General features: G+C 72.7%; 20 protein-coding genes. 12 read left to right on the top strand and 8 right to left on the bottom strand.

The features are described from left to right. Positions 1-4: 4 nt before the first annotated feature. A complete protein-coding gene (locus tag ACFY3C_RS43245; protein ID WP_390774821.1) occupies positions 5-2,338 on the bottom strand; it encodes a hypothetical protein in 2,334 nt (777 codons plus the stop codon). Between the two features lie 304 nt (positions 2,339-2,642). On the opposite strand from ACFY3C_RS43245, the gene ACFY3C_RS43240 reads away from it, so the two are divergent. From ACFY3C_RS43240 to ACFY3C_RS43230, 3 genes are all read left to right on the top strand, one after another. Continuing rightward, entirely contained in the window at positions 2,643-3,473 is an 831-nt protein-coding gene (locus tag ACFY3C_RS43240; RefSeq protein ID WP_390774820.1) for a DeoR/GlpR family DNA-binding transcription regulator, read from the top strand. A 73-nt stretch (positions 3,474-3,546) separates the two neighbouring features. Continuing rightward, positions 3,547-4,011: an SRPBCC family protein gene (locus ACFY3C_RS43235; RefSeq protein WP_390774819.1), complete on the top strand. Its 465-nt coding sequence runs from the start codon at positions 3,547-3,549 to the stop codon at positions 4,009-4,011. A gap of 154 nt (positions 4,012-4,165) precedes the next feature. After that, positions 4,166-5,140: an alpha/beta hydrolase gene (locus tag ACFY3C_RS43230; RefSeq protein WP_390774818.1), complete on the top strand. Its 975-nt coding sequence runs from the start codon at positions 4,166-4,168 to the stop codon at positions 5,138-5,140. A 16-nt stretch (positions 5,141-5,156) separates the two neighbouring features. Here the strand turns inward: ACFY3C_RS43230 and ACFY3C_RS43225 are convergent, their stop codons facing one another. Then, on the bottom strand, positions 5,157-6,281 hold the full coding sequence (locus tag ACFY3C_RS43225) for a PLP-dependent cysteine synthase family protein (RefSeq protein WP_145880254.1): 1,125 nt from the start codon (positions 6,279-6,281) through the stop codon (positions 5,157-5,159). A gap of 375 nt (positions 6,282-6,656) precedes the next feature. Between ACFY3C_RS43225 and ACFY3C_RS43220 the strand changes: the two genes are divergently transcribed. Together ACFY3C_RS43220 and ACFY3C_RS43215 are read left to right on the top strand one after the other, a co-directional pair. Then, entirely contained in the window at positions 6,657-6,980 is a 324-nt protein-coding gene (locus tag ACFY3C_RS43220) for a hypothetical protein (RefSeq protein WP_145880253.1), read from the top strand. 227 nt (positions 6,981-7,207) lie between these two features. Continuing rightward, positions 7,208-7,786, top strand: a complete 579-nt coding sequence (locus ACFY3C_RS43215; protein ID WP_386575169.1) for an ATP-binding protein — start codon at positions 7,208-7,210, stop codon at positions 7,784-7,786. Positions 7,787-7,855: 69 nt separating this feature from the next. Here ACFY3C_RS43215 and ACFY3C_RS43210 read toward each other — a convergent pair whose 3' ends face one another. From ACFY3C_RS43210 to ACFY3C_RS43200, 3 genes are read right to left on the bottom strand one after another with little or no spacing between them, the layout of a single operon-like run. Continuing rightward, positions 7,856-10,417, bottom strand: coding sequence for an ABC transporter permease (locus tag ACFY3C_RS43210; RefSeq protein ID WP_390774817.1), 2,562 nt, complete (start codon positions 10,415-10,417; stop codon positions 7,856-7,858). Continuing rightward, a complete protein-coding gene (locus ACFY3C_RS43205) occupies positions 10,414-11,160 on the bottom strand; it encodes an ABC transporter ATP-binding protein (protein WP_386575166.1) in 747 nt (248 codons plus the stop codon). The genes ACFY3C_RS43210 and ACFY3C_RS43205 overlap by 4 nt, the downstream gene beginning before the upstream one ends. Then, positions 11,157-11,447 carry an SHOCT domain-containing protein gene (locus ACFY3C_RS43200; protein ID WP_386575165.1) on the bottom strand — a complete coding sequence of 97 codons (291 nt, stop codon included), beginning with the start codon at positions 11,445-11,447 and terminating at the stop codon, positions 11,157-11,159. The genes ACFY3C_RS43205 and ACFY3C_RS43200 overlap by 4 nt, the downstream gene beginning before the upstream one ends. Positions 11,448-11,628: 181 nt before the next feature. On the opposite strand from ACFY3C_RS43200, the gene ACFY3C_RS43195 reads away from it, so the two are divergent. The 5 genes from ACFY3C_RS43195 (at position 11,629) to ACFY3C_RS43175 (ending at position 14,450) form a co-directional block, all read left to right on the top strand. Beyond that, positions 11,629-12,192 carry a TetR/AcrR family transcriptional regulator gene (locus ACFY3C_RS43195; RefSeq protein ID WP_390774816.1) on the top strand — a complete coding sequence of 188 codons (564 nt, stop codon included), beginning with the start codon at positions 11,629-11,631 and terminating at the stop codon, positions 12,190-12,192. A gap of 17 nt (positions 12,193-12,209) precedes the next feature. Then, entirely contained in the window at positions 12,210-12,599 is a 390-nt protein-coding gene (locus tag ACFY3C_RS43190) for a cupin domain-containing protein (RefSeq protein ID WP_386575161.1), read from the top strand. 40 nt (positions 12,600-12,639) lie between these two features. Continuing rightward, positions 12,640-13,224: a DUF4865 family protein gene (locus tag ACFY3C_RS43185; RefSeq protein WP_390774815.1), complete on the top strand. Its 585-nt coding sequence runs from the start codon at positions 12,640-12,642 to the stop codon at positions 13,222-13,224. After that, a complete protein-coding gene (locus ACFY3C_RS43180) occupies positions 13,221-14,129 on the top strand; it encodes a phosphotriesterase (RefSeq protein ID WP_390774814.1) in 909 nt (302 codons plus the stop codon). The genes ACFY3C_RS43185 and ACFY3C_RS43180 overlap by 4 nt, the downstream gene beginning before the upstream one ends. Before the next feature lie 126 nt (positions 14,130-14,255). Beyond that, positions 14,256-14,450: a DUF1272 domain-containing protein gene (locus ACFY3C_RS43175; protein WP_390774813.1), complete on the top strand. Its 195-nt coding sequence runs from the start codon at positions 14,256-14,258 to the stop codon at positions 14,448-14,450. A gap of 10 nt (positions 14,451-14,460) precedes the next feature. Here the strand turns inward: ACFY3C_RS43175 and ACFY3C_RS43170 are convergent, their stop codons facing one another. Beyond that, positions 14,461-15,756: a phosphatase PAP2 family protein gene (locus ACFY3C_RS43170; RefSeq protein WP_390774812.1), complete on the bottom strand. Its 1,296-nt coding sequence runs from the start codon at positions 15,754-15,756 to the stop codon at positions 14,461-14,463. A gap of 187 nt (positions 15,757-15,943) precedes the next feature. On the opposite strand from ACFY3C_RS43170, the gene ACFY3C_RS43165 reads away from it, so the two are divergent. Further along, positions 15,944-16,609: a serine/arginine repetitive matrix protein 2 gene (locus tag ACFY3C_RS43165; protein WP_386575155.1), complete on the top strand. Its 666-nt coding sequence runs from the start codon at positions 15,944-15,946 to the stop codon at positions 16,607-16,609. 37 nt (positions 16,610-16,646) lie between these two features. Here ACFY3C_RS43165 and ACFY3C_RS43160 read toward each other — a convergent pair whose 3' ends face one another. Both ACFY3C_RS43160 and ACFY3C_RS43155 read right to left on the bottom strand, forming a co-directional pair. Further along, entirely contained in the window at positions 16,647-17,894 is a 1,248-nt protein-coding gene (locus ACFY3C_RS43160; RefSeq protein WP_386575154.1) for an ROK family protein, read from the bottom strand. Between the two features lie 48 nt (positions 17,895-17,942). Beyond that, on the bottom strand, positions 17,943-18,593 hold the full coding sequence (locus ACFY3C_RS43155) for an alpha-ketoglutarate-dependent dioxygenase AlkB family protein (protein WP_390774811.1): 651 nt from the start codon (positions 18,591-18,593) through the stop codon (positions 17,943-17,945). A gap of 78 nt (positions 18,594-18,671) precedes the next feature. Here ACFY3C_RS43155 and ACFY3C_RS43150 point away from each other — a divergent pair, with 78 nt between their 5' ends. Next, positions 18,672-19,808, top strand: coding sequence for a methyltransferase (locus tag ACFY3C_RS43150; RefSeq protein ID WP_386575507.1), 1,137 nt, complete (start codon positions 18,672-18,674; stop codon positions 19,806-19,808). Positions 19,809-19,923 lie beyond the last annotated feature (115 nt).

Raw genomic sequence — 19,923 nt, 5'->3', positions numbered from 1 at the left:
GGGCTCACTCCGGCGCCCCCGGTACCGGGCGCTGCCCCGGGAGGTCCGGGCGCAGGCGGGCCAGCAGCCGGGCCCTCTCCCGCGCGAAGGCCGGGTCCGCCTGGTAGTCGGAGTGGCCGAGGATCGGGGCCGGCAGCGGTTGCCGGGGAGTGCGGCCGTAGTCGAGCGGGTCCGTCAGGGGCTGGTGGTCGACCTCCGGGCCGCAGTCGCCGGGGAGGCGGACCGGGCCGCCGATGGGGTCGGTGCGGCGGTGGAGGTTGCGCCAGCAGGCGACGTCGCCGTGCAGGGCGGCCAGGGCCCGCGGGCCGAAGTGGGCCGGGAACCAGCGGCCGTACAGGCGCTCCAGCGGCGAGCCGTAGGTGAGCAGGGCGACCCGCTTGCGTACGGACGGGGTCAGCTGCCAGGCGGCTGCTGCCGCCAGGACGCTGCCCTGGGAGTGGCCGGAGAGGACCAGGCGGCCGCCGGTGTGCCGGGTCCAGGTCGCCATCCGCCAGGTCAGGTCCGGCACCGCGCGCTCGGCGTAGCAGGGCGGGGCGAAGGGATGGGCGGCGCGTGGCCAGAAGGTGCCGACGTCCCACAGGATGCCGACGGTCCGGCGGGCGGAGGCGTCCCGGTAGGCGCGCCGGGCCCAGGTGACGAACAGGACGAAGCCCACTCCGACCAGCCAGGAGCCGAGCGTCTGCGAGGTCTCGGCCACGGCCTGGACGGCGGCGTAGGTCCGCCGGGCCGCGCCCTCGGGGGGCTCTCCGGTGGCCTGGGCGCCGGCCAGCGCTGCGGCGCCGATCAGCAGGGTGGTGGCGGCGAGCACGGCGACGACCAGCGGTGCCCGGTCGGTGAGGGTGGCCATGGCGCGGGCCTGGGCGATGGCGCGGGTGCGGAACGGGTCCTCGGGCTCGCCGGGGTGCTCGTCGCGTACGCGGTCGCGTTCGGCGTGGGCGAGCCGTGCGGTGCGCAGGGCCAGGTGGGCGACGACGGCGAGCAGCACCGCGAGGATCGGCGGGATCGCGGACGCCTGCCAGGTCAGCAGCACCGGAGGCCCGTCGAGCAGGGCCCGGGTGCCGTCCAGCCAGTCGGCGACCCGCTGCGCGACGCCGCCGGACATCACCCCGCCCAGTGCGCAGGCGAGCAGCGCGACCGCCGGGCCGCCGAGGCCGCGCATCCCGGCGCGCGGGTCCGGGCGCCGGCGGTACAGGTCGTGGGCGACGACGACGAGGACGACGACGAGCAGGCCCTGGGCCAGCATGAGGGCGCCGAAGGCCGGGTCCCCGGGCAGCCGCCCGGCGGACCGCCAGCCGGGGCGGGACCAGCCGGCGTACAGCACGGTGAGCAGCAGCAGGCCGAGCGCGCCGAGCGGCAGGCGGCATACGAGGTGGCGGTCGAGGTGCTGATCGAGGCGGTTCTCGCTGCGGCCACGGCGACAGACCACGCCCACCACGGCGGCCGCGCAGCCGAGCAGGGCCGCGGCGAGGATCCAGCCGAGGGCGTCCAGGGCCGCGGGGCCGCCGGAGCGGTGGTCGAAGCGGGCCGCGGGCGTGAGGACGGCGGCGGCGACGGTGAGCAGGCCCGCCGCGGTGTGCGCCGCGCGCAGCCGGGCGACCAGGCGCCGGCCGTACCAGAAGCCGGGCCGGGCCAGAGCGTCGTCGTCGGTCTCCGGCTCGGGGTCGCGGGACATCGGCCGGTGGGACTCGTAGGCGCTCCAGGTGCGGTGCGAGAGGTACCAGAGCAGGGCGGTGAGCGCGGCCGGGACCGACGCGGCCAGGGCGAGCCGGCGGCCGGGCAGGCTCCACCAGCCGTCACTGGAGACGGTGGGTGAGAGGAAGCCGAGCCAGGAGTGGCGCTGGGCGCAGGCGGAGACGCCCGCGCACTGCCAGGCCACCAGGTCGAGGGCGACCTCGCAGGCCGCGGCCACCAGCAGCACGGTGAGGGTGAGGGCGGCCAGGCGTACGAGGAGGCCGTAGAACCGGACGGTGCGTCCGCGGCCGGAGGCGGCGGGGCGCATCCAGTGGGCGAGGTTGACCACCATGAACGGCAGTAACAGGAGCCATAAGGCGCGGCTGCCGTCGCCGGAGGTCAGATTGCACCAGACGTACGCCTCCTGCACCGGCTCGCTGTGCGGCCCCTGCCCGGCCGGGGCGTCCGCGGTGTGATCGGCGCGCCGGAAGACCGCGGCGGTGTCGTCGCCGGTGATCCGGACGGTGCGCGGGTCGCCGAGCATCTTCTCCGGGGTGGTGCCGCCGACTCCGTGCACCAGGAGTTCCAGCTCGGGCTCCGCCTCCGTGACCTTCGCGGTGGGATGCTCCGCCTCCCGCGCGGCACTGCGCTCTCTTGCACGTTCCACTGTTCTCGCACTTCCCCCGTGACGCGCCTGATGGCATGTGTCCGTGCGCGCATCAGGATCTCCGTTTCGGGGGCGTCGTACACCTCTCGTCACGAAATCTCCCCGATCCGTGTGACTACGGGCGGGAGACGTGAGGCCCGGTTGTGCCCGAATGACATGAGCGCGTCGTAACCGGTAGTGGCGCAACCGGTACCCTCCCGTGAAAAGATGGGACCGCCGCGCACCGAAGACGGATGGAACGTCCAGGTCGGAGCAGGCGCGGCGGGCGTGTCGGACGGATTGCGGCGAAAGGACCGGAGCGTACGTGAGTGAGAATCAGAACCTCCTCGCGGAGCAGCGCCGCGCCCTGATCGTGAACGAGGTCCGGCGCCGGGGCGGTGTGCGGGTCAACGAACTGACCCGCAAGCTCGGCGTGTCGGACATGACCGTGCGCCGCGATCTCGACGCGCTGGCCCGCCAGGGTGTGCTGGAGAAGGTGCACGGCGGCGCGGTCCCGGTGGTCGAGGCGAGCACCCATGAGCCGGGCTTCGAGGCCAAGTCGGGTCTGGAGCTGTCGGCCAAGGAGGACATCGCGCGGGCCGCCGCCCGGCTGGTCACCCCGGGTACGGCGATCGCCCTGTCGGGCGGTACGACGACCTACGCGCTCGCGCAGCATCTGCTGGAGGTGCCCGATCTGACCGTGGTGACGAACTCGGTGCGGGTCGCGGACGTCTTCCACGCGGCGCAGCGCACCTCGGGACAGCGGCAGGGCGCGGCGACGGTGGTGCTGACCGGCGGAGTGCGCACCCCGTCCGACTCACTGGTGGGCCCGGTGGCCGACCAGGCGATCGCCGCCCTCCACTTCGACCTGCTCTTCCTCGGGGTGCACGGGATATCGGTCGAGGCGGGCCTGTCGACGCCGAACCTCGCGGAGGCCGAGACCAACCGGCGGCTGGTTCAGTCGGCGCGCCGGGTCGTGGTGGTGGCCGACCACACCAAGTGGGGCACGGTGGGCCTGAGTTCGTTCGCCGCGCTGGAGCAGGTGGACACGCTGGTCACGGACGCGGGCCTGCCGACCGACGCGCGGACGGAGATCTCCGAGCACCTGAGGCGGCTGGTGGTGGCGGGCGAACCGGAAGAGGACGAGGACATCTGACAGGGCGTCAGCTAGGCTGCCCGGTGTGCAACACCCCGCTTTCCCGAGGGACTTCACGAGGGGGTTCGTCGCCATGGCTCACCGTCTGCGTCCGGTGGAGTTCGACTTCGTCGAGACCGCCCCCGTACGGCTCGTGTTCACCCGGGACGTCGCGGCCGCTCCCGACGCGGTCTTCCACGCGCTCGCCGAGGACGTGCCCGGCTGGCCGGAGTGGTTCTCGGCGGTGTCCGCGGCCCGGCCGACCGAGGGCGGGCGCGAGGTACGGCTCCGGGGTGGCATCCGTTTCGGGGAGTCGGTGCTGGTGGCGAAGGCCCCCGAGGTGTACGCCTACCGCGTCGACGTGACCAACACCCCGGGGGCCCGCGCCTGGATCGAGGAGTGGCGGCTCACCCCGGCCGGCACCGGGACCCGGGTCCGGATGACCTTCGCCCTGGACGGTACGGCCGCGTTCCGCCTCGTGTGCCGCCTCGCCCGCCCCGGGGTGGGCCGCGCGTTCCGGGACGCCGTCAGGGCACTGGACCGGCGACTGGGCGGGTGACCCGCCCCCCCTGACTTCCCCCGCTTCCCGCGATCGGCACGGAGAGTGAGCGGTGCGCCGCGCCCCGGCCCGGCAGTCCACGGATGCGACCAGCGCGCGCCGCACCCATGCTGGAGAGGGCCGCGCAATCCGGACACATGTGAGGAATTCCGCCATGACTGCCCAGCCCGCCATCGGCGACGTCGTTCTGGAGCCTGCCTCCCAGGAACTGGCCGACGCCACCTCCCAGCCGCCGTTCCTCTACGAGATCGGCGTGGAGAAGGCCCGCAAGGTGCTCGACGACATCCAGGCGCAACCGATCGAGAAGCTCCCCGTGGACGAGGAGTGGGTCACCGTGCCCTTCGGCGTCGAAGGCGTGCGGGCGCGCATCGTACGGCCGCCGGACGTGGCAGAGCCGCTGCCGGTGGTGCTGTACATGCACGGGGGCGGCTGGATCCTCGGCAACGCGGACACCCACGACCGGCTGGTGCGCGAACTCTCGGTCGGCGCCCGGGCCGCCGTCGTCTTCGTCGAGTACACGCGCTCGCCCGAGGCGCAGTACCCGGTGGCCCTGGAGCAGGGTTACGCGACCGCCCAGTGGATCGTCCACCACGGCGCCCCGCGCGGGCTCGACGCCTCCCGGCTGGCGGTGGCGGGCGACTCGGTCGGCGGGAACATGGCCGCGGCCCTGGCCCTGCTGGCCAAGCAGCGCCGCGACTTCTCCTTCGTCCACCAGTCGCTCTACTACCCCGTCACCGACGCCGGGATGGACACGCCCTCCTACCGGCAGTTCGCCCAGGGCTACTTCCTCACCGCCAAGGCGATGGAGTGGTTCTGGGACGCCTACCTGCCGGAGACCTCCCAGCGCTCGGCGATCACGGTCTCACCGCTGCGGGCGAGCCTGGAGCAGCTGGCCGGGCTGCCGCCCGCGTACGTGGTCGTCGACGAGGCCGACGTACTGCGCGACGAGGGCGAGGCCTACGCGGCCAGGCTCCGGGCCGCGGGCGTGCCGGTCACGACGGTCCGCTACGCCGGGATCACGCACGACTTCATGATGCTGAACCCGCTCAGCGGCACGCACGCCGCCCGTGCGGCCGTGGCTCAGGCCGTCACGGTGCTGCGCAAGACCCTCGGGACTGCGGAGTGGTAGGACGCGAAGGACCGGCTCAGTCCGGCCACACGCCCGTCGCCAGCAGGGACTCGATCGCCTCCGTGTACGGGGCGATGTCGAGGCCCTGCTCCTCGAGCCAGGTGTCCGAGTAGTACTTGTCGAGGTAGCGGTCCCCCGGGTCGCACAGCAGGGTGACCACACTGCCCGTGCGGCCCTCGGCCACCATCTCGGAGACGATCTTCAGCGCGCTCCACAGGCCCGTGCCCGTCGAACCGCCCGCCTTGCGGCCGATGGCCCGCTCCAGGGCGCGCACGGCGGCCACACTGGCCGCGTCCGGGACCTTCATCATCCGGTCGATGGCGCCGGGCACGAAGCTCGGCTCCATCCGCGGCCGGCCGATGCCCTCGATACGGGAGCCGCAGTCGCACGTGACGTCAGGGTCACCGGTCGTCCAGCCCTCGAAGAAACAGGAGTTGTCCGGGTCGGCGACGCAGATACGGGTGTCGTACTGCATGTAGTGGACATAGCGCGCGAGGGTCGCCGAGGTGCCGCCGGTGCCGGCCGTGGCCACGATCCAGGCCGGCTCCGGGAACCGCTCCAACTCCAGCTGACGGAAGATGGATTCGGCGATGTTGTTGTTGCCGCGCCAGTCGGTGGCCCGCTCGGCGTAGGTGAACTGGTCCATGTAGTGGCCGCCGGTCTCCACCGCGAGGCGGGCGGACTCCTCGTACATCTTCCGGGAGTCGTCCACGAAGTGGCACTGTCCGCCGTGGAACTCGATCAGACGGCACTTCTCGGCGCTCGTCGTGCGCGGCATGACCGCGATGAAGGGCACGCCGATCAGCTTGGCGAAGTAGGCCTCGGAGACGGCCGTCGAGCCGCTGGACGCCTCGATCACCGGGCGGCCCGGGCGGATCCAGCCATTGCACAGACCGTAGAGGAACAGGGAGCGGGCCAGCCGGTGCTTGAGGCTGCCGGTGGGGTGCGTCGACTCGTCCTTGAGGTACAGGTCGATGCCCCACTGCTCGGGGAGCGGGAACTTGAGGAGGTGCGTGTCGGCCGAGCGCTGGTTGTCGGCCTGGACCTTGCGGACGGCTTCTTTGAGCCAGTCGCGGTAGGCGGCGTCGCTGCGGTCGACGTCGAGGGTGGCGCCGGTCCGGGTCTGTGGGGTGGTGCTCACGGCGGGGCTCCTTAGGCTGGGCACCGACAGCGCTTCGCGCGGCCGACACCTCGATCATAAGCACCTTCCACACCGCTTCTCACCTGCATAAACGCATCTTTGAGCCACCCAAAGACAGGCTGGGGCACACCCGTGCGCGGAACTCGGGGGCGCATTGGCGCGAGTGCTCCGACGTCCGTCGCACGCGCCACCTGCGTACTGGTGCTCCAGGCCGCATCGGGGCAGACTGCACCGGACGGGACGATCGTCCCGAACAGGGGCGCACACCGGCGCGGCAGAGCCGGTACGGCCCCGGGCGGTACGACCGGACACGGGCCGGATCCGGACCCACGCGGGCCGGGGTCCGGCGAGCGACGCGCAAGGGGGCGGCGAAGGATGGCGGAGCCGGAGTTCACGGCCACGGGCGTGCGGATAGGCAAGCGGATGCGTTCGCTCACCCGGGCCGGAAAGGTCCGGATCAGCGACGGCAGGGTGGAGTTGCTCAACAGCTACGGCAGCGAGATCGACAGCGCACCCGTGCAGGCGGTGCGCGCCTCCAAGCCGTGGTTCGCCCCGGAGGACCGGGCGCTGGCGGACCTCAACGGCAACCGGTACCTGCTGACGCTGGGCGAGCAGGACCCCGCACCGGGCGAACCGGGGCCACCCGCGGCACGGCGGTTCATCGAGGCGGTGCGCCGGGCGGCCGGACGCGGCACCTGAGCCCGGTCCGACCTGCGTCCGACCTGCGCCCGGTCGCTGCGAGTTGCGGGAGCACACGCGCTGCGTCACGCTGGTCTCACGTCACTCTGGGTTTACCGGCGATAACGCTGCGAACCAGCCCGCCGGCCACGACAGCAGGCGGACGTTTGGACGCAAGCACCCTGCTGGATCCGTTGTTCTCCGTGTTCCTCCGGTTCCTCCGGACCTCACATCGGGGAGTCGCAGCCGTGATCAGTCATCCAAGCAGGCACTGCACGGTGGAGCTCCAAGCCCTGCCGTCGCGGATCGGTCAGGTCCGCAGAATCGTATCTGCACAGTTGCGCTACTGGCATTTGGACCCGTTGATAGACCGGGCCGCGCTCGGTGTGACCGAGTTGCTCAGCAACGTCCACCGGCATGCCCGGCCCGACAAGTCGTGCATCGTCGAGCTGGAACTTCTGGTCGACCGGCTCACGGTCTCGGTGCGCGATCACGATCCGCGCCTCCCGGTGGTGGCCGACGCGACGGACGTCGCTCCCCTGGCCACCTGCGGGCGGGGCCTGGCGATGGTGGCCGCGATGAGCGAGAGCTGGGGGGCACGCCCCGACGGCGACAACGGCAAGGTCGTGTGGTTCACGCTGCCCGCGCCGTCCACGGCCCAGCGGCAGCCGGCCCGCTCGCCCCGCCCCGTGGCCGAGCCGCAGCCGGTACCCCGGCTCACCGAGGTGCAGCCGGCACCGGCCCCGGTCGCCGCTGCTCCGACCCCCGTGGTGGCCCATGCCTCGGCCCCGGCACCCGCTTCCGCCCGGTCGGCCGTCCCCGGCTGACCGGGCGGTGAGTCGGTCACCTGCCGCGGTGGCTTCCGCCGCACTTCCGCAGGGAAGCCGCACGGCGTCTCACTCGGTGGCGATCGCGCGCAGTACGTCCAGGCGGGCGGCTCGACGGGCCGGGCGCAGGCCCGCGAGGGCGCCTGCCGCCAGGCCGACCAGGACGACCACGGTGAGCCGGGCGGGTGGGAGGGCGAAGGCGAACGCGGTGTCGCTCGCGCCGTCGGAGGCCTTGACCAGGACCCAGCCCAGGAAGCTGCCCAGGGCGAGCCCGCCTGCCGTGCCGAAGGCGGCGACCAGGACCGACTCCCAGCGGACCATGGCCCGCAGCTGGGCCCGGGTCTGGCCGACGGCCCGCAGCAGGCCCAGTTCCCGGGTGCGTTCATGCAGGGCGAGGGTCAGTGTGTTGGCGATGCCCAGCAGCGCGATGACCACCGCGAGGGCGAGCAGGGCGTAGACGAGCGTGAGCATCATGTCGACGCCGCCGGCGGAGGACTGCGCGTACTCCTTCCGGGTCTGCACCTCAGGGTTGCCGTACTGGGCGGCCACCTTCCGCACCGCCGCCTTGCCCGCGTCGGCGCTCACACCGTGCCGGAAGGTGACGGCGATCAGCGTGTCGGCGTCCTGGGTGCGGTGCGGTGCCCAGGCGGCGCGGGTGACCACGTAGTCGCCGGCGAGTTCGGAGCGGCCGTAGACGGCACGGACGGTGAAGTTCTGCGTCCTGCCGTCGGTGAAGGTGAGCCGAGCCGTGTCGCCGGTGTGCAGGCCTCGGCGGTCGGCCTCCGCACGGGTCAGCGCGATGCCGTCGGTGCCGAGGTCGCGCAGGGATCCGGTGACCGTGCCGAGGTCGAAGGTCCGGGCGAGCGCGGCCGGGTCGGTCACGGTCAACGCGCGCCCCTTGCCGTCCACTTCGGCGACGCCGCGGCCGAGTCCCACGGCGGTGTCCACCTCGGGCAGCCGCTGCAGGGACGGGGCGAGCCGGGGGCTGAGCCCGCTGCCGCCCGCGCCGAACGAGGGCGTGCTGACGGCGACGTCACCCGCGAAGGACCGGGACACCGTCTGGTCCATGGTGGCCTTCAGCGAGGCGCCGAACACGGTGAACAGGGACACGACGGCCACGCCGATCATCAGGGCGCTCGCGGTGGCGGCGGTCCGCTTCGGGGTGCGCAGGGCGTTGCGCCGGGCGAGGGCTCCGGTGACACCGCGGACCCGGTCCAGGGGTGCGCCGAGGAGTCGTACGGCCGTGGTGGCGGCGACGGGACCCAGCACCACGAAGGAGACCAGTGCCAGCAGCGCGCCGAGTCCGGCCAGCCACACGGACGGTGAGACGAGGACACCGGTGAGGGCCGCCGCGAGGGCCGCGGCGCCGAGGACCGTTCCGACAACCGCGCGGAAGCGGGACGCGCCGGAGGAGTCGACGGCACTCTCGCGCAGCGCGGCCAGCGGGGCGGTGCGGCCGGCGCGCAGGGCGGGGAGCAGCGCGGAGCCCAGGCAGACCACGATGCCGACGGCGAGCGGCAGGACCATCGACAGCGTCTTGATCACCAGGTCGCCGTCGGGGAAGGGGAATCCGATCGCCGGGAACAGCGCCTGGAGCCCGGCGGCGATGCCGATCCCGCCCGCGAGCCCGGCGACGCAGGCCGAGACGGCGACGACGCAGGCCTCCGCGAGCGCCGCGGCGGACACCTGGCGGCGGGAGGCGCCGAGGGCACGCAACAGGGCGTTCTCACGGGTGCGTTGGGCGACCACGATCGCAAAGGTGTTGTGGATGGAGAAGGTGGCGACGAGCAGGGCGACGCCGGAGAAGACGAGCAGGAACGTCGTGAAGATCGACAGGAACTGACTGGAGATCATGTCGTTGTTCTCCCGCGCCGAGTCCTGGCCGGTGATGGCCTCGACTCCCTTGGGCAGTACGGGAGTCAGCCGCCGGACCAGTTCCCGCTGGCTCACTCCGGGGCCGGCCCGCACCTGGATGCTCGCCGCCCGGCCGGGCCGGGCGGTGAGGTACTTCTCCGCGTCGGCCTGAGTCATGCCGGTGAAGGTCACCTGGGCCATGCCGTCCTGGCCGCCGAAGGTCGCGAGGCCGACGACGGTCACCCTGACCGGGTCCGGGGTGCGCAGGGTGGTGGTGTCACCGATCTTCAGGCCGCCCTTCTTCGCGGCTCCCCGGTTGACCACGACCTCGCCGGAGCGCGCGGGGAGGCGGCCCTCGGCGAGCTGGTACGGGTTGAGTTCCGGGTCGGTGATCCAGTTGCCGGCGAGGGTCGGCGGGCCCTGGCCGCCGACGGGTTTGCCGTCGGCGCCGACGAGTTGACCGGCGCCCTGGATGTTCGGTGCGGCGGCCGCCACCCCGGGGACCCCTTCGACGGCCCTGACCAGCGAGATGTCGACGGGACTTCGTACGCCCCGGGCCTCGCCGGGTGTGGTGATGGCGTCGGCGCCGCGTACGACGGCGTCCGTGCCGCTCGTGGCCTCGCCGAACATGGAGCCGAAGCTGGCGCGCAGCGTGTCGCCCATGACCAGGGTGCCGGCCAGGAAGGCGACACCGAGGAACACCGCGAGGAACGTGCCGGCGAAGCGCCGCCGGTGCGCGCGCAGCGAGGTGAGACTGAGCCTGAGAGAGGCGTTCATGACCGCACCTCGAAGGCCTTCATCCGGTCCAGGACCTTGTCGGCGGTCGGGGACGCCATCCGGTCGACCAGCCGCCCGTCGGCGAGGAAGAGGACCTCGTCGGCGTGGGCGGCGGCGACCGGGTCGTGGGTGACCATGACGACCGTGCGGTCCATGTGCCGTACGGCGCGGCCCAGCAGGGCGAGGACCTCGCCGCCGGAGCGGGAGTCGAGGTTGCCGGTCGGCTCGTCGGCGAAGACGACGTCCGGGCGGCCCGCGAACGCCCGTGCCACGGCGACCCGTTGCTGCTGTCCGCCGGACAGCTCGGAGGGCCGGTGGTGCAGCCGGTCGCGCAGCCCGACGACGTCCACGAGCGCGTCGATCCACTCCCGGTCGCCCCGCTTCCCGGCGAGGTCCAGGGGCAGGGTGATGTTCTCCGCGACGGTCAGCGTCGGCACCAGGTTGAACGCCTGGAAGACGAAGCCGACCCGGTCGCGGCGCAGCAGGGTCAGCCGGCGGTCGTCCAGCGCGCCCAGCTCGATGTCGCCGATGTAGGCGGCGCCCGAGGTGAGCGTGTCGAGGCCGGCTGCACAGTGCATCAGGGTGGACTTGCCGGAGCCCGAGGGGCCCATGATCGCGGTGAAGCGGCCGGCGGGGAAGTCGACGTCCACGCCGTCCAGGGCGCGTACGGCGGTGTCGCCACCGCCGTACACCTTCACCGCATCCACCACGCGGGCCGCCGTGCGCAGGGCGGTCGTGGTCATGCCGCACCGCCCTTGCCGATGCGGCCGAACTGCTCCTCCAGGACGGAGAGCCGGCGCCAGTACTCGTCCTCGTCGATCTCGCCGGAGGCGAAGCGGCGGCCGAGGACCGCGAGCGGCGAGTCCCCCGCCGGGCGTGAACCGTCCATGGGCCGCCAGGGGCCGCCGCGGCCGCGCCAGACGGTGCGGCGCAGGAAGGTGACGGCGCCGATCACGACGACCGCCCAGATCAGCGGGAAGAACAGGATCCACGGGCCGGGTCCGCCGTCCCAGTTCGCCAGGGTCTGCATGTCGGTTCAACTCCCTTGTCGGCAGGGTCTCGGGGTGATGCCACGAGACTCCCTCCGACAGGGGGTCCGGGTCGTCGTGCGGCCGGCGGCAGTGCGCGTACCTCCGCGGGAGTACGCCGGTGAGACGCGGCTGCTCCTTGAGGACTCGCGGATTGTAACTACTAGTATGTACAGTGCTCCCATGAGCACCTCGGAACGACTGATCGAGTCCACCCGCGAGCTGCTGTGGGAGCGCGGCTACGTGGGCACGAGCCCCAAGGCGATCCTGGAGCGCGCCGGGGCCGGCCAGGGCAGCATGTACCACCACTTCAAGGGCAAGCCGGACCTGGCCCTGGCGGCGATCCGGCGGACCGCCGAGGAGCTGCGGGCCACCGCCGAGGGCGTGCTCGACGGGCCGGGCACGCCGTACGAGCGCATCGAGGCGTACCTGCTGCGCGAGCGTGACGTGCTGCGCGGCTGTCCGATCGGCCGGCTGACCATGGATCCGGACGTGATCGCGAGCGACGAGCTGCGCGCGCCGGTGGACGAGACGATCGCGTGGATGCGCGCGCGGATCGCCGGGATCGTCGAAGAGGGCAAGCGGCAGGGGCAGTTCGCGCCCGGCCTGGACGGCGAGGAGATCGGCGCGGCCGTCCTCGCGACCGTGCAGGGCGGCTACGTACTCGCCCGCGCCTCCGGCTCCCCCGCAGCCTTCGACACCGGCGTCCGCGGCCTGCTCTCCCTGCTCGCACCCCGAACTCCCTGACTGGAGAAGCGATTTCCGTGCACATCACCAGACGGCGTCCCGAGAGTTTGCAGGGTCCGGCGGAGAACTTCACCGGCTCGGTGTGGCTGGACGAGATAGCCGCCCCCGCCACCCCCTCCCGGCTGCGCATGTTCAACGTCCACTTCGCGCCCGGCGCGCACACCGCCTGGCACCGGCATCCGCACGGTCAGGTGCTGCACGTCCTGGAGGGCGAGGGGCTCGTTCAGCGCAGGGGCGGTGCGGTGGAGGAGATCCGGGCGGGCGACACGGTGTGGATCGAGCCGGGCGAGTGGCACTGGCACGGTGCCGCGCCACGCACCTTCATGAGCCACCTCGCGGTCGTGGAGGCCGCGGCGGACGGCACGACCACCGAGTGGCACGAGCACGTGAGCGACTACCCCGCCTGAGACAGGCGACCGACTCCCCGCCCGAGAAGGGAACCCCGACATGCACGCCATGCAGTACGAGTTCACCCTGCCCGCGGACTACGACATGGGCGTCATCCGCTCCCGCGTCGCCCGTGTCGCGCATCGACTGGACGACTGGGACGGTCTCGGCATCAAGACGTACGTGCTGCGTGAGCGCGGGGTGCACGGCTCGCCGGTGAACCAGTACGGGCCGTTCTACCTCTGGAACACGATGGAGGGCATGAACCGCTTCCTTTGGGGAGGCGCCTTCCAGGGACCGGTCGACGACTTCGGGCGGCCGGACATACGGCAGTGGACGGGCCTGGCCTTCGAGGAGGGCTCGGCCGCCGGCTCCCCCGCCGCGTTCGCCGTGCGGCGGCGCCGACCGGTGCCGGACGGTGTGGAGTTGGCCGCGTTCATGGCCGACGCGGCGAGCGAGACCGGGCGGCTGGCCGCGACGGACGGGGCGGTGCTGGCGGCGGCCGCCGTGGACACGCGCGCGTGGGAGGTGGTCCACTTCTCGCTCTGGGAGCATGAGGCGCCCAAGGCCGAGGGCGACGTGTTCGAGGTGCTGCACCTGTCGGCGCCCGGGCGGGGTGACCTGCCGCGCGGGCGGCAGTGGTGAGTGCGGTCCGTACGGTCCTCGGTGACATCCGCCCCGAGGAACTGGGCGTGTGCGACGCGCACGACCATCTCTTCCTGCGCAGCCCGCAGTTGCCGGGGCAGGAGCTGGACGACCTCTCCGCCGCGCGAGCAGAGCTGACGGCGTTCCGGGCGGCGGGCGGAGCCGCGGTCGTGCAGTGGACGCCGTACGGCATGGGACGGCGGGCGGCGGACCTGCCGGCGCTGTCCCGGGCCACGGGTGTGCACCTGGTCTGCGCGACGGGACTGCACCAAGCGGCGCACTACGCCCCGGAGTCGCTAGGCGGGCTGGGCGACCGGCTGTCCGAGCGGTTCGTCGCCGAGCTGACGGAGGGCATCGGCAGCTCGGGGGTCCGGGCTGGTCTGATCAAGGTGGCGGGCGGCTTCCACGGCCTCGACGCACACGCCCGCCGGACGATGACCGCGGCGGCCGAGGCCCAGCACGCCACCGGTGCGCCGATCGCCGTCCACCTGGAGCTGGGCACCGGCGCGCTGGACGTGCTCGACCTGCTGTGCGGCGAGTCGGGCGTGCCCGGGCACCGGGTGATCCTCGGACACCTCAACCGCTTCCCCGACCCGGTGGTGCAGCGGCAGGCCGCCGAGTCGGGCTGCTGGCTGGCCTTCGACGGACCCTCCCGCGCCCACCACGCCACCGACTGGCGGATGCCCGAGGCGGTCCGTGCCCTCGCGGAGGCCGGGTACGGGGACCGGCTGCTGCTCGGCGGTGACACGGTGGTCGCCGGGGCACGGTCGGTGGACGGCGGGCCGGGGATGCCGTACCTGCTGCGCCGGGTGCGGCCGCGGTTGGCGGAGGCGGTGGGTGCGGAGCTGGTGGACCGCATCCTCAGGGAGCACCCGGGGCGGGCGTTCGCGGTCGACTGGAAGTGACCGGGCGTGGCCCGATCGTGTCGATCCCTGTCCCTCGGGACGGTTCCGGCGCCGACGGCAGTGCGGAGGATGGGAGTCGGCACACCGCTGCCCCGGTGCCCCGCTGTTCGAGGAGATGAGACCGCCATGGCCCTGGAGATGCGCGACCGCTGCGAGCGGTGCGAGACCACCGAGCTGCCCGCGGACGGCCCTGCCCGCATCTGCTCCTACGAGTGCACGTTCTGCGTGGCGTGCGGCGAGGCGATGGGGCAGGTCTGTCCCAACTGCGGCGGCGAACTGGCGGCGAGGCCCCGGCGGGTGGCCGTCGCCCGGCGGCTCTGAGCCGCGCGTCTCACACCGGTTCGGGTTGCGGTTCCGGGCGCGGCGCCGGTGCGGCCTTCGGCTCCCACAGTCTGGTGGTTCGCACGTAGCCGTACACCACTGAGAGCATCGCCAGAAGGAGAAGCGGTCCGAACACCCACGGATGACCGGCCATCTCCGTCGGCAGATAGCGATACGACACCAGGAGCGCGACGAAGACCGTCGCGCCGTGAGCGACCAGCTGGATTCCCGACCGTTCCCAGCCACGGTCGTGCGAGCGAAGAGCTGCCTCGATCGTGAGCGTGAACACCACGCCGGCGATGAGGTCCGCGCCGTAGTGGTAGCCGAAGCCCAACGTCGCACTGAGCGTGGCGATCAGCCAGAACGCGCCCGCGCATCGCAGAATGCGCGGGCCCTTGCGGGAATGAAGGAAAATCGCGGTGGCCCACGCCGTGTGCAGGCTGGGCATGCAGTTGCGGGGGGTGAGCTGGTCGAACGACATCGGGTGCGGCGCGTTGACCGGCGGCGTGTCCGGCCACAGGTCGGCCACCGCCCAGTGCAAGCCGCCCGTGCCGAAGGCGCCGGGGCCGTAGGCGAAGACCGGTCCGACCACCGGGAAGATCATGTAGATGGCCGGCCCGACGAGCCCGATCGCCAGAAAGGTGCGCACCAGATGGTGGCGCGGGAAGCGGCGCTCGACCGCCACATGACGCAGCTGGTACAGCGTGACGACGACCGCGGCCACCGCGAGCTGGATGTAGACGAAGTCGAGGACGTGGGCGCCGATCGGGCCGGCGGCCCTGACGATCCGGCCCGCCAGCCACGACGGGTCGCCCAGTGCGTGGTCGGCCGTTGCCACGTACTGGTCGAGCACCGTCGGGCGGGTCTTCGACGTGATGAGCAGCCAGGTGTCGCCGGTCTTGCGGCCGGCCACCAGCAGCAGGGCCAGCCCGACGCCCTTCAGCAGCAGGACACGTTCCCGGCCGGTGCGGCGTGTGACGGCGATGACCGCACAGCCCAGAATCACCCACAACGCGCCGTTGCCGAAGGGGTGGCCGTCGGTCGCCCTGTCGCCGACCGCCCACCGCACCAGAAAGAAGACGATGTCGATACCGATCGCGGCACCGGCCGCGATGAACCTCTCCCGCCGGGTGAGCACCACCATCATCAACGCCATGCTGGCGTACAACAGCGGCCCCGACTTGGGGCGGAACACCACCTCTTGCACCTGGCTGGTGATCGGCCCCGGCAGGCCGTAGTGACGTGCGGCTATCTCCAGCGTGATGAGGAATCCGAGTACTGCCACACCCGCCGCGGCCCACAGCATCGCCCGTGGTCGACGCCACGCGGCGGACTCAATTCTGGAGTTTTGTCTAGATATCAATTACTTGGCCGATTTGTTAGGTTTTAGTGAAACAGGCGACAAGGGCGATCACCGTGAGGTCGAACATGTTATCGGCGCGGGTGAGTTTCGCCGGTCCCGGGTCACGGCACATCCCGTACGATGCGCTGTCGTGGCAATACAGAATCCCTGGGGAGCACCGTACGGCAGCCCGCAGCCGCCGCCGAACATCCCGGCAAAGGACTTGCGCCCGCGGCGCGTCTGGTACCTGGTGGCTGCACTGCTCGGGCTGGTACTGGCCGGTGTCGGCGTCGCCTTCATCGTGGTGACGGTGATGAACACGGTGGACTCGGTCAACACCGCCCGGAGCTTCTCCAGCGGGGACTCCCAGACCTTCGACTTCGTCCAGGGGAAGACCGAGGCGATCTACGTCTCGCAGTCCGGGAAGGGCCAGGTCGACTGCCGGATCCCGGGCATGGAGTCCGGGTCGATGACCCAGCCGGACAGCACCTTCCACATCACCATCGGGTCCCGCACCTGGGAGCGCATCTTCGAGGTGAACCCCGCGAGCAGCGGCAAGTACACGGTCACGTGCACCTCGGAGCTGCCGGCCGAGTTCGCGCTGGGAGACAAGCCCCGGGTGGGCGCGACCATCGGTGGCATCGCCGCGGGGGTCGTCTGCTTCCTCGCCGCGTTCGCCACATCCGTGACCATCGTCGTCGTCACCGCCGTCCGCCGCAGCCGCCACCGTCGACGACTCACCACGACGTGGGCCCCTCCGCCGCAGTGGGGCGCACCGCCCTACGGCCCCAACCCGGGGCCACCGCCCACTGTTTGAGCGGGGTGGGGGCGGGCCGCCGCCTCGGCCCTCCCGTCTAGGCGTCCCCGACCAGCGCCCCCAGCGGATCGTCCAGTACCGGCTGCCAGGCCAACTCCGCCGCGCCGACCAGGCTGTTGTGGTCCAGGGTGCAGGGCAGGATGGGGACGCCGCCGCTCTGGCCCCACAGGCTGCGGTCGGCGACGACCGCGCGCAGGCGTTCGGGGTCGGCGTCGAGCAGGGTGCGGTGCAGGCCGCCGAGGATGATGCGGTCGGGGTTGAGGATGTTGACCAGACCGGCGAGGCCCAGGCCGAGGCGGTCGATCAGGGCCTCGGCCGCGGTACGGACGGTCGGGTCGGCGTAGTGGGTGCGGAGCAGGTCGTTGGCCTGCTGGAGCAGGGAGACCTCGGGGCCCGGCTCGCGGCCCGCCTCCAGCAGGAGGGCCAGCGGGTCCGCCTCGACGTCCAGGCAGCCCCGGCCGCCGCAGTGGCAGGGGCGGCCCTCCGGGTTGACGGTGAGGTGACCGACCTCCAGGGCGAGGCCCGAACTGCCCGTGTGGAGGCGGCCGTCGAGGACCAGCGCCCCGCCGACGCCCCGGTGCCCGGTGGCCACGCACAGCAGGTCCCGCGCGCCCCGGCCCGCGCCGTGCCGGTGTTCGGCGAGCGCGGCGAGGTTGACGTCGTTGCCCGCGAAGGCGGAACCGGTGATGCCGGCGGAACGTACGCACTCGGCGAAGATCCGGCGTACCGGTGCGCCCACCGGCCAGGCCAGGTGGAGGGGGTTGAGGGCCAGGCCGTCGGGTTCGGCGACAGCGGAAGGGACGGCGAGTCCGGCGCCGACGCAGCGGCGGCCGGTCGTACGGAGGAGTTCCGCGCCGGCCTCCACCACGGAGCCCAGCACCTTCGCCGGGTCGGCGTCGACGGTCTCGCAGCCGGGCGCGGTCGCCACGATCCGTCCGCCGATGCCGACCAGCGCGGCCCGGAAGCCGTCGGCGTGGACCTGCGCGGCCAGCGCGACCGGGCCGTCCTCGGCGACCTCCAGCCGGTGCGAGGGACGCCCCTGGCCACCGGCTGCCGCGCCCGGCCGGGCATCGACCCGGATCAGCCCGAGCGCCTCCAGCTCCGCGGCCACCGCTCCGGCCGTCGCCCGGGTGACCCCGAGTTCGGCGGTGAGCACGGCCCGGGTCGGCGCCCGCCCCGTGTGCACGAGCTCCAGCGCGGGTCCGAGCGCTCCGCGCCCCCGGTCCAGCCGCACCCTCGAGGTGGTCCCTTCCCCCGCCTTCCGGGGGTCCGCCTTGCCGCTCATGAGGGTGAGTCTCCCATGATCCGCAGCTGTCGGGGCCGGTGCCGTGATCTACAGCCCGCTCACCCGCAGGGTGATGTTCAGCCGCCCGGCGAGACCCAGTTCCGGCGGCGCCGTACCGGGGTGCACGCGGGGCACGCCGTGGTAGGCGAGCCGGGAGGGCCCGCCGAAGACGAACAGGTCTCCGCTGCGCAGGTCCACGTCGGTGTACGGCTTCGTAGGAGTCTTTGTGTTGCCGAAGCGGAAGACGCAGGTGTCGCCGAGGCTCAGCGACACCACCGGCGCGTCCGACCGCTCGTCGGCGTCGCGGTGCATGCCCATGCGGGCGGTGCCGTCGTAGAAGTTGATCAGCGCGATGTCGTACGGCTCGGCCGGGACCGCCTGCGGGCCGAGCGCGTCGGCCACCGCGCGGCGGCCCAGCTCGTCCAGCCAGGCCGGGAAGGGCTTGACGGGGGCGCCGTCGCCGTCGACGACCGTGCGGGCGTAGGCGTACGGGTACCAGTGCAGGCCCAGGCAGACCTGCCGGGCGGTCATCGTGCCGCCGCCGGGCGTGCGGACCGTGCGCAGTCCGGCAGGGGGGCGCGCCCAGTCGCGGCAGGCGGTCAGGAGCGCGCGCTGCCGCTCGGCGTCGAGCCAGTGCGGGACGTGCACGGCGCCCGGTGCGACCTCGGCCCGCTCCCGCAAAAACAGTTCCACGTCCATGCGCTCCATCCTGCCCGAGCCCCGTCCGACCGGCCCTGAGCTGCGGCTCGGCTAGCCTGGGGGGCGATGAACGACCGTATGACGACTCCGTGGGGCGAGTTCGAGCTGTCCCGCTTCCCCGAGGATCCCCGCGACCGGCTGCGTGCCTGGGACGCCTCCGACGCGTACCTGCTGCGGCACCTGGCCGAGGAGGGGGTGCCGCTCACGGGCACGGTCGTGGTGGTGGGCGACCGCTGGGGCGCACTCGTGACGGCGCTCGCGCGGCACCGGCCGACGCAGATCACCGACTCCTTCCTGAGCCAGGAGGCGACCCGGGCGAACCTGGCCCGAGCCGGGGTCGAGCCCGGTGCCGTGGGCCTGCTCACCACGCAGGACCCGCCGCCGGAGCGGGTGGACGTGCTGCTGGTGCGCGTGCCGAAGAGCCTGGCGCTGCTGGAGGACCAGCTGCTGCGGCTCGCTCCCGCGGTGCACGCGGAGACGGTGGTCGTCGGCACCGGGATGGTGAAGGAGATCCACACCTCCACGCTGGAGCTGTTCGAGCGGATCCTCGGGCCGACCCGGACCTCTCTCGCGCAGCAGAAGGCCCGGCTGATCTTCTGCACCCCGGACCCGGCCCTTGAGCGGCCGGCGAACCCGTGGCCGTACAGCTATGCGCTCCCGGACGGTGTCGGCGCGGTCTCGGGGCGGACGGTCGTCAATCACGCGGGCGTCTTCTGTGCCGACCGGCTCGACATCGGCACCCGGTTCTTCCTGGAGCATCTGCCGGCCGGGACGGGCGGCGGGCGCGTGGTGGACCTCGGCTGCGGCAACGGCGTGGTCGGTACGGCGGTGGCGGTGGCCGATCCGCGGGCCGAAGTGCTGTTCGTGGACGAGTCGTTCCAGGCCGTGGCCTCGGCGGAGGCGACGTACAAGGCCAACGGGGTGCCCGGGCACGCCGAGTTCCGGGTCGGGGACGGGCTGGCCGGGGTGGCGCCGGGCAGTGTGGACCTCGTCCTGAACAACCCGCCGTTCCACTCCCACCAGGCGACGACGGACGCGACGGCGTGGCGGATGTTCACCGGGGCGAAGCGTACGCTGCGCCCCGGCGGCGAGCTGTGGGTGATCGGCAACCGGCACCTCGGGTACCACGTCAAGCTGAAGCGGCTGTTCGGGAACAGCCAACTGGTGGCGAGCGACCCGAAGTTCGTGGTGCTGAAGGCCGTCAAGCGGGGCTAGGTCCTGTTTGACGACAGGGCCTAGCTGTATTGATCACGAGCGTTGTTAACGCGGGCCGGTCTTGATCGTGGCGAAGGCCTCCGTGTGTGGTGGAGGTGTCGAATCTTCACCGCAC

The organism is Streptomyces sp. NPDC001410, assembly GCF_042895235.1.
Classification (GTDB): domain Bacteria; phylum Actinomycetota; class Actinomycetes; order Streptomycetales; family Streptomycetaceae; genus Streptomyces.
This window is presented reverse-complemented; position numbering and strand designations above follow the sequence as displayed.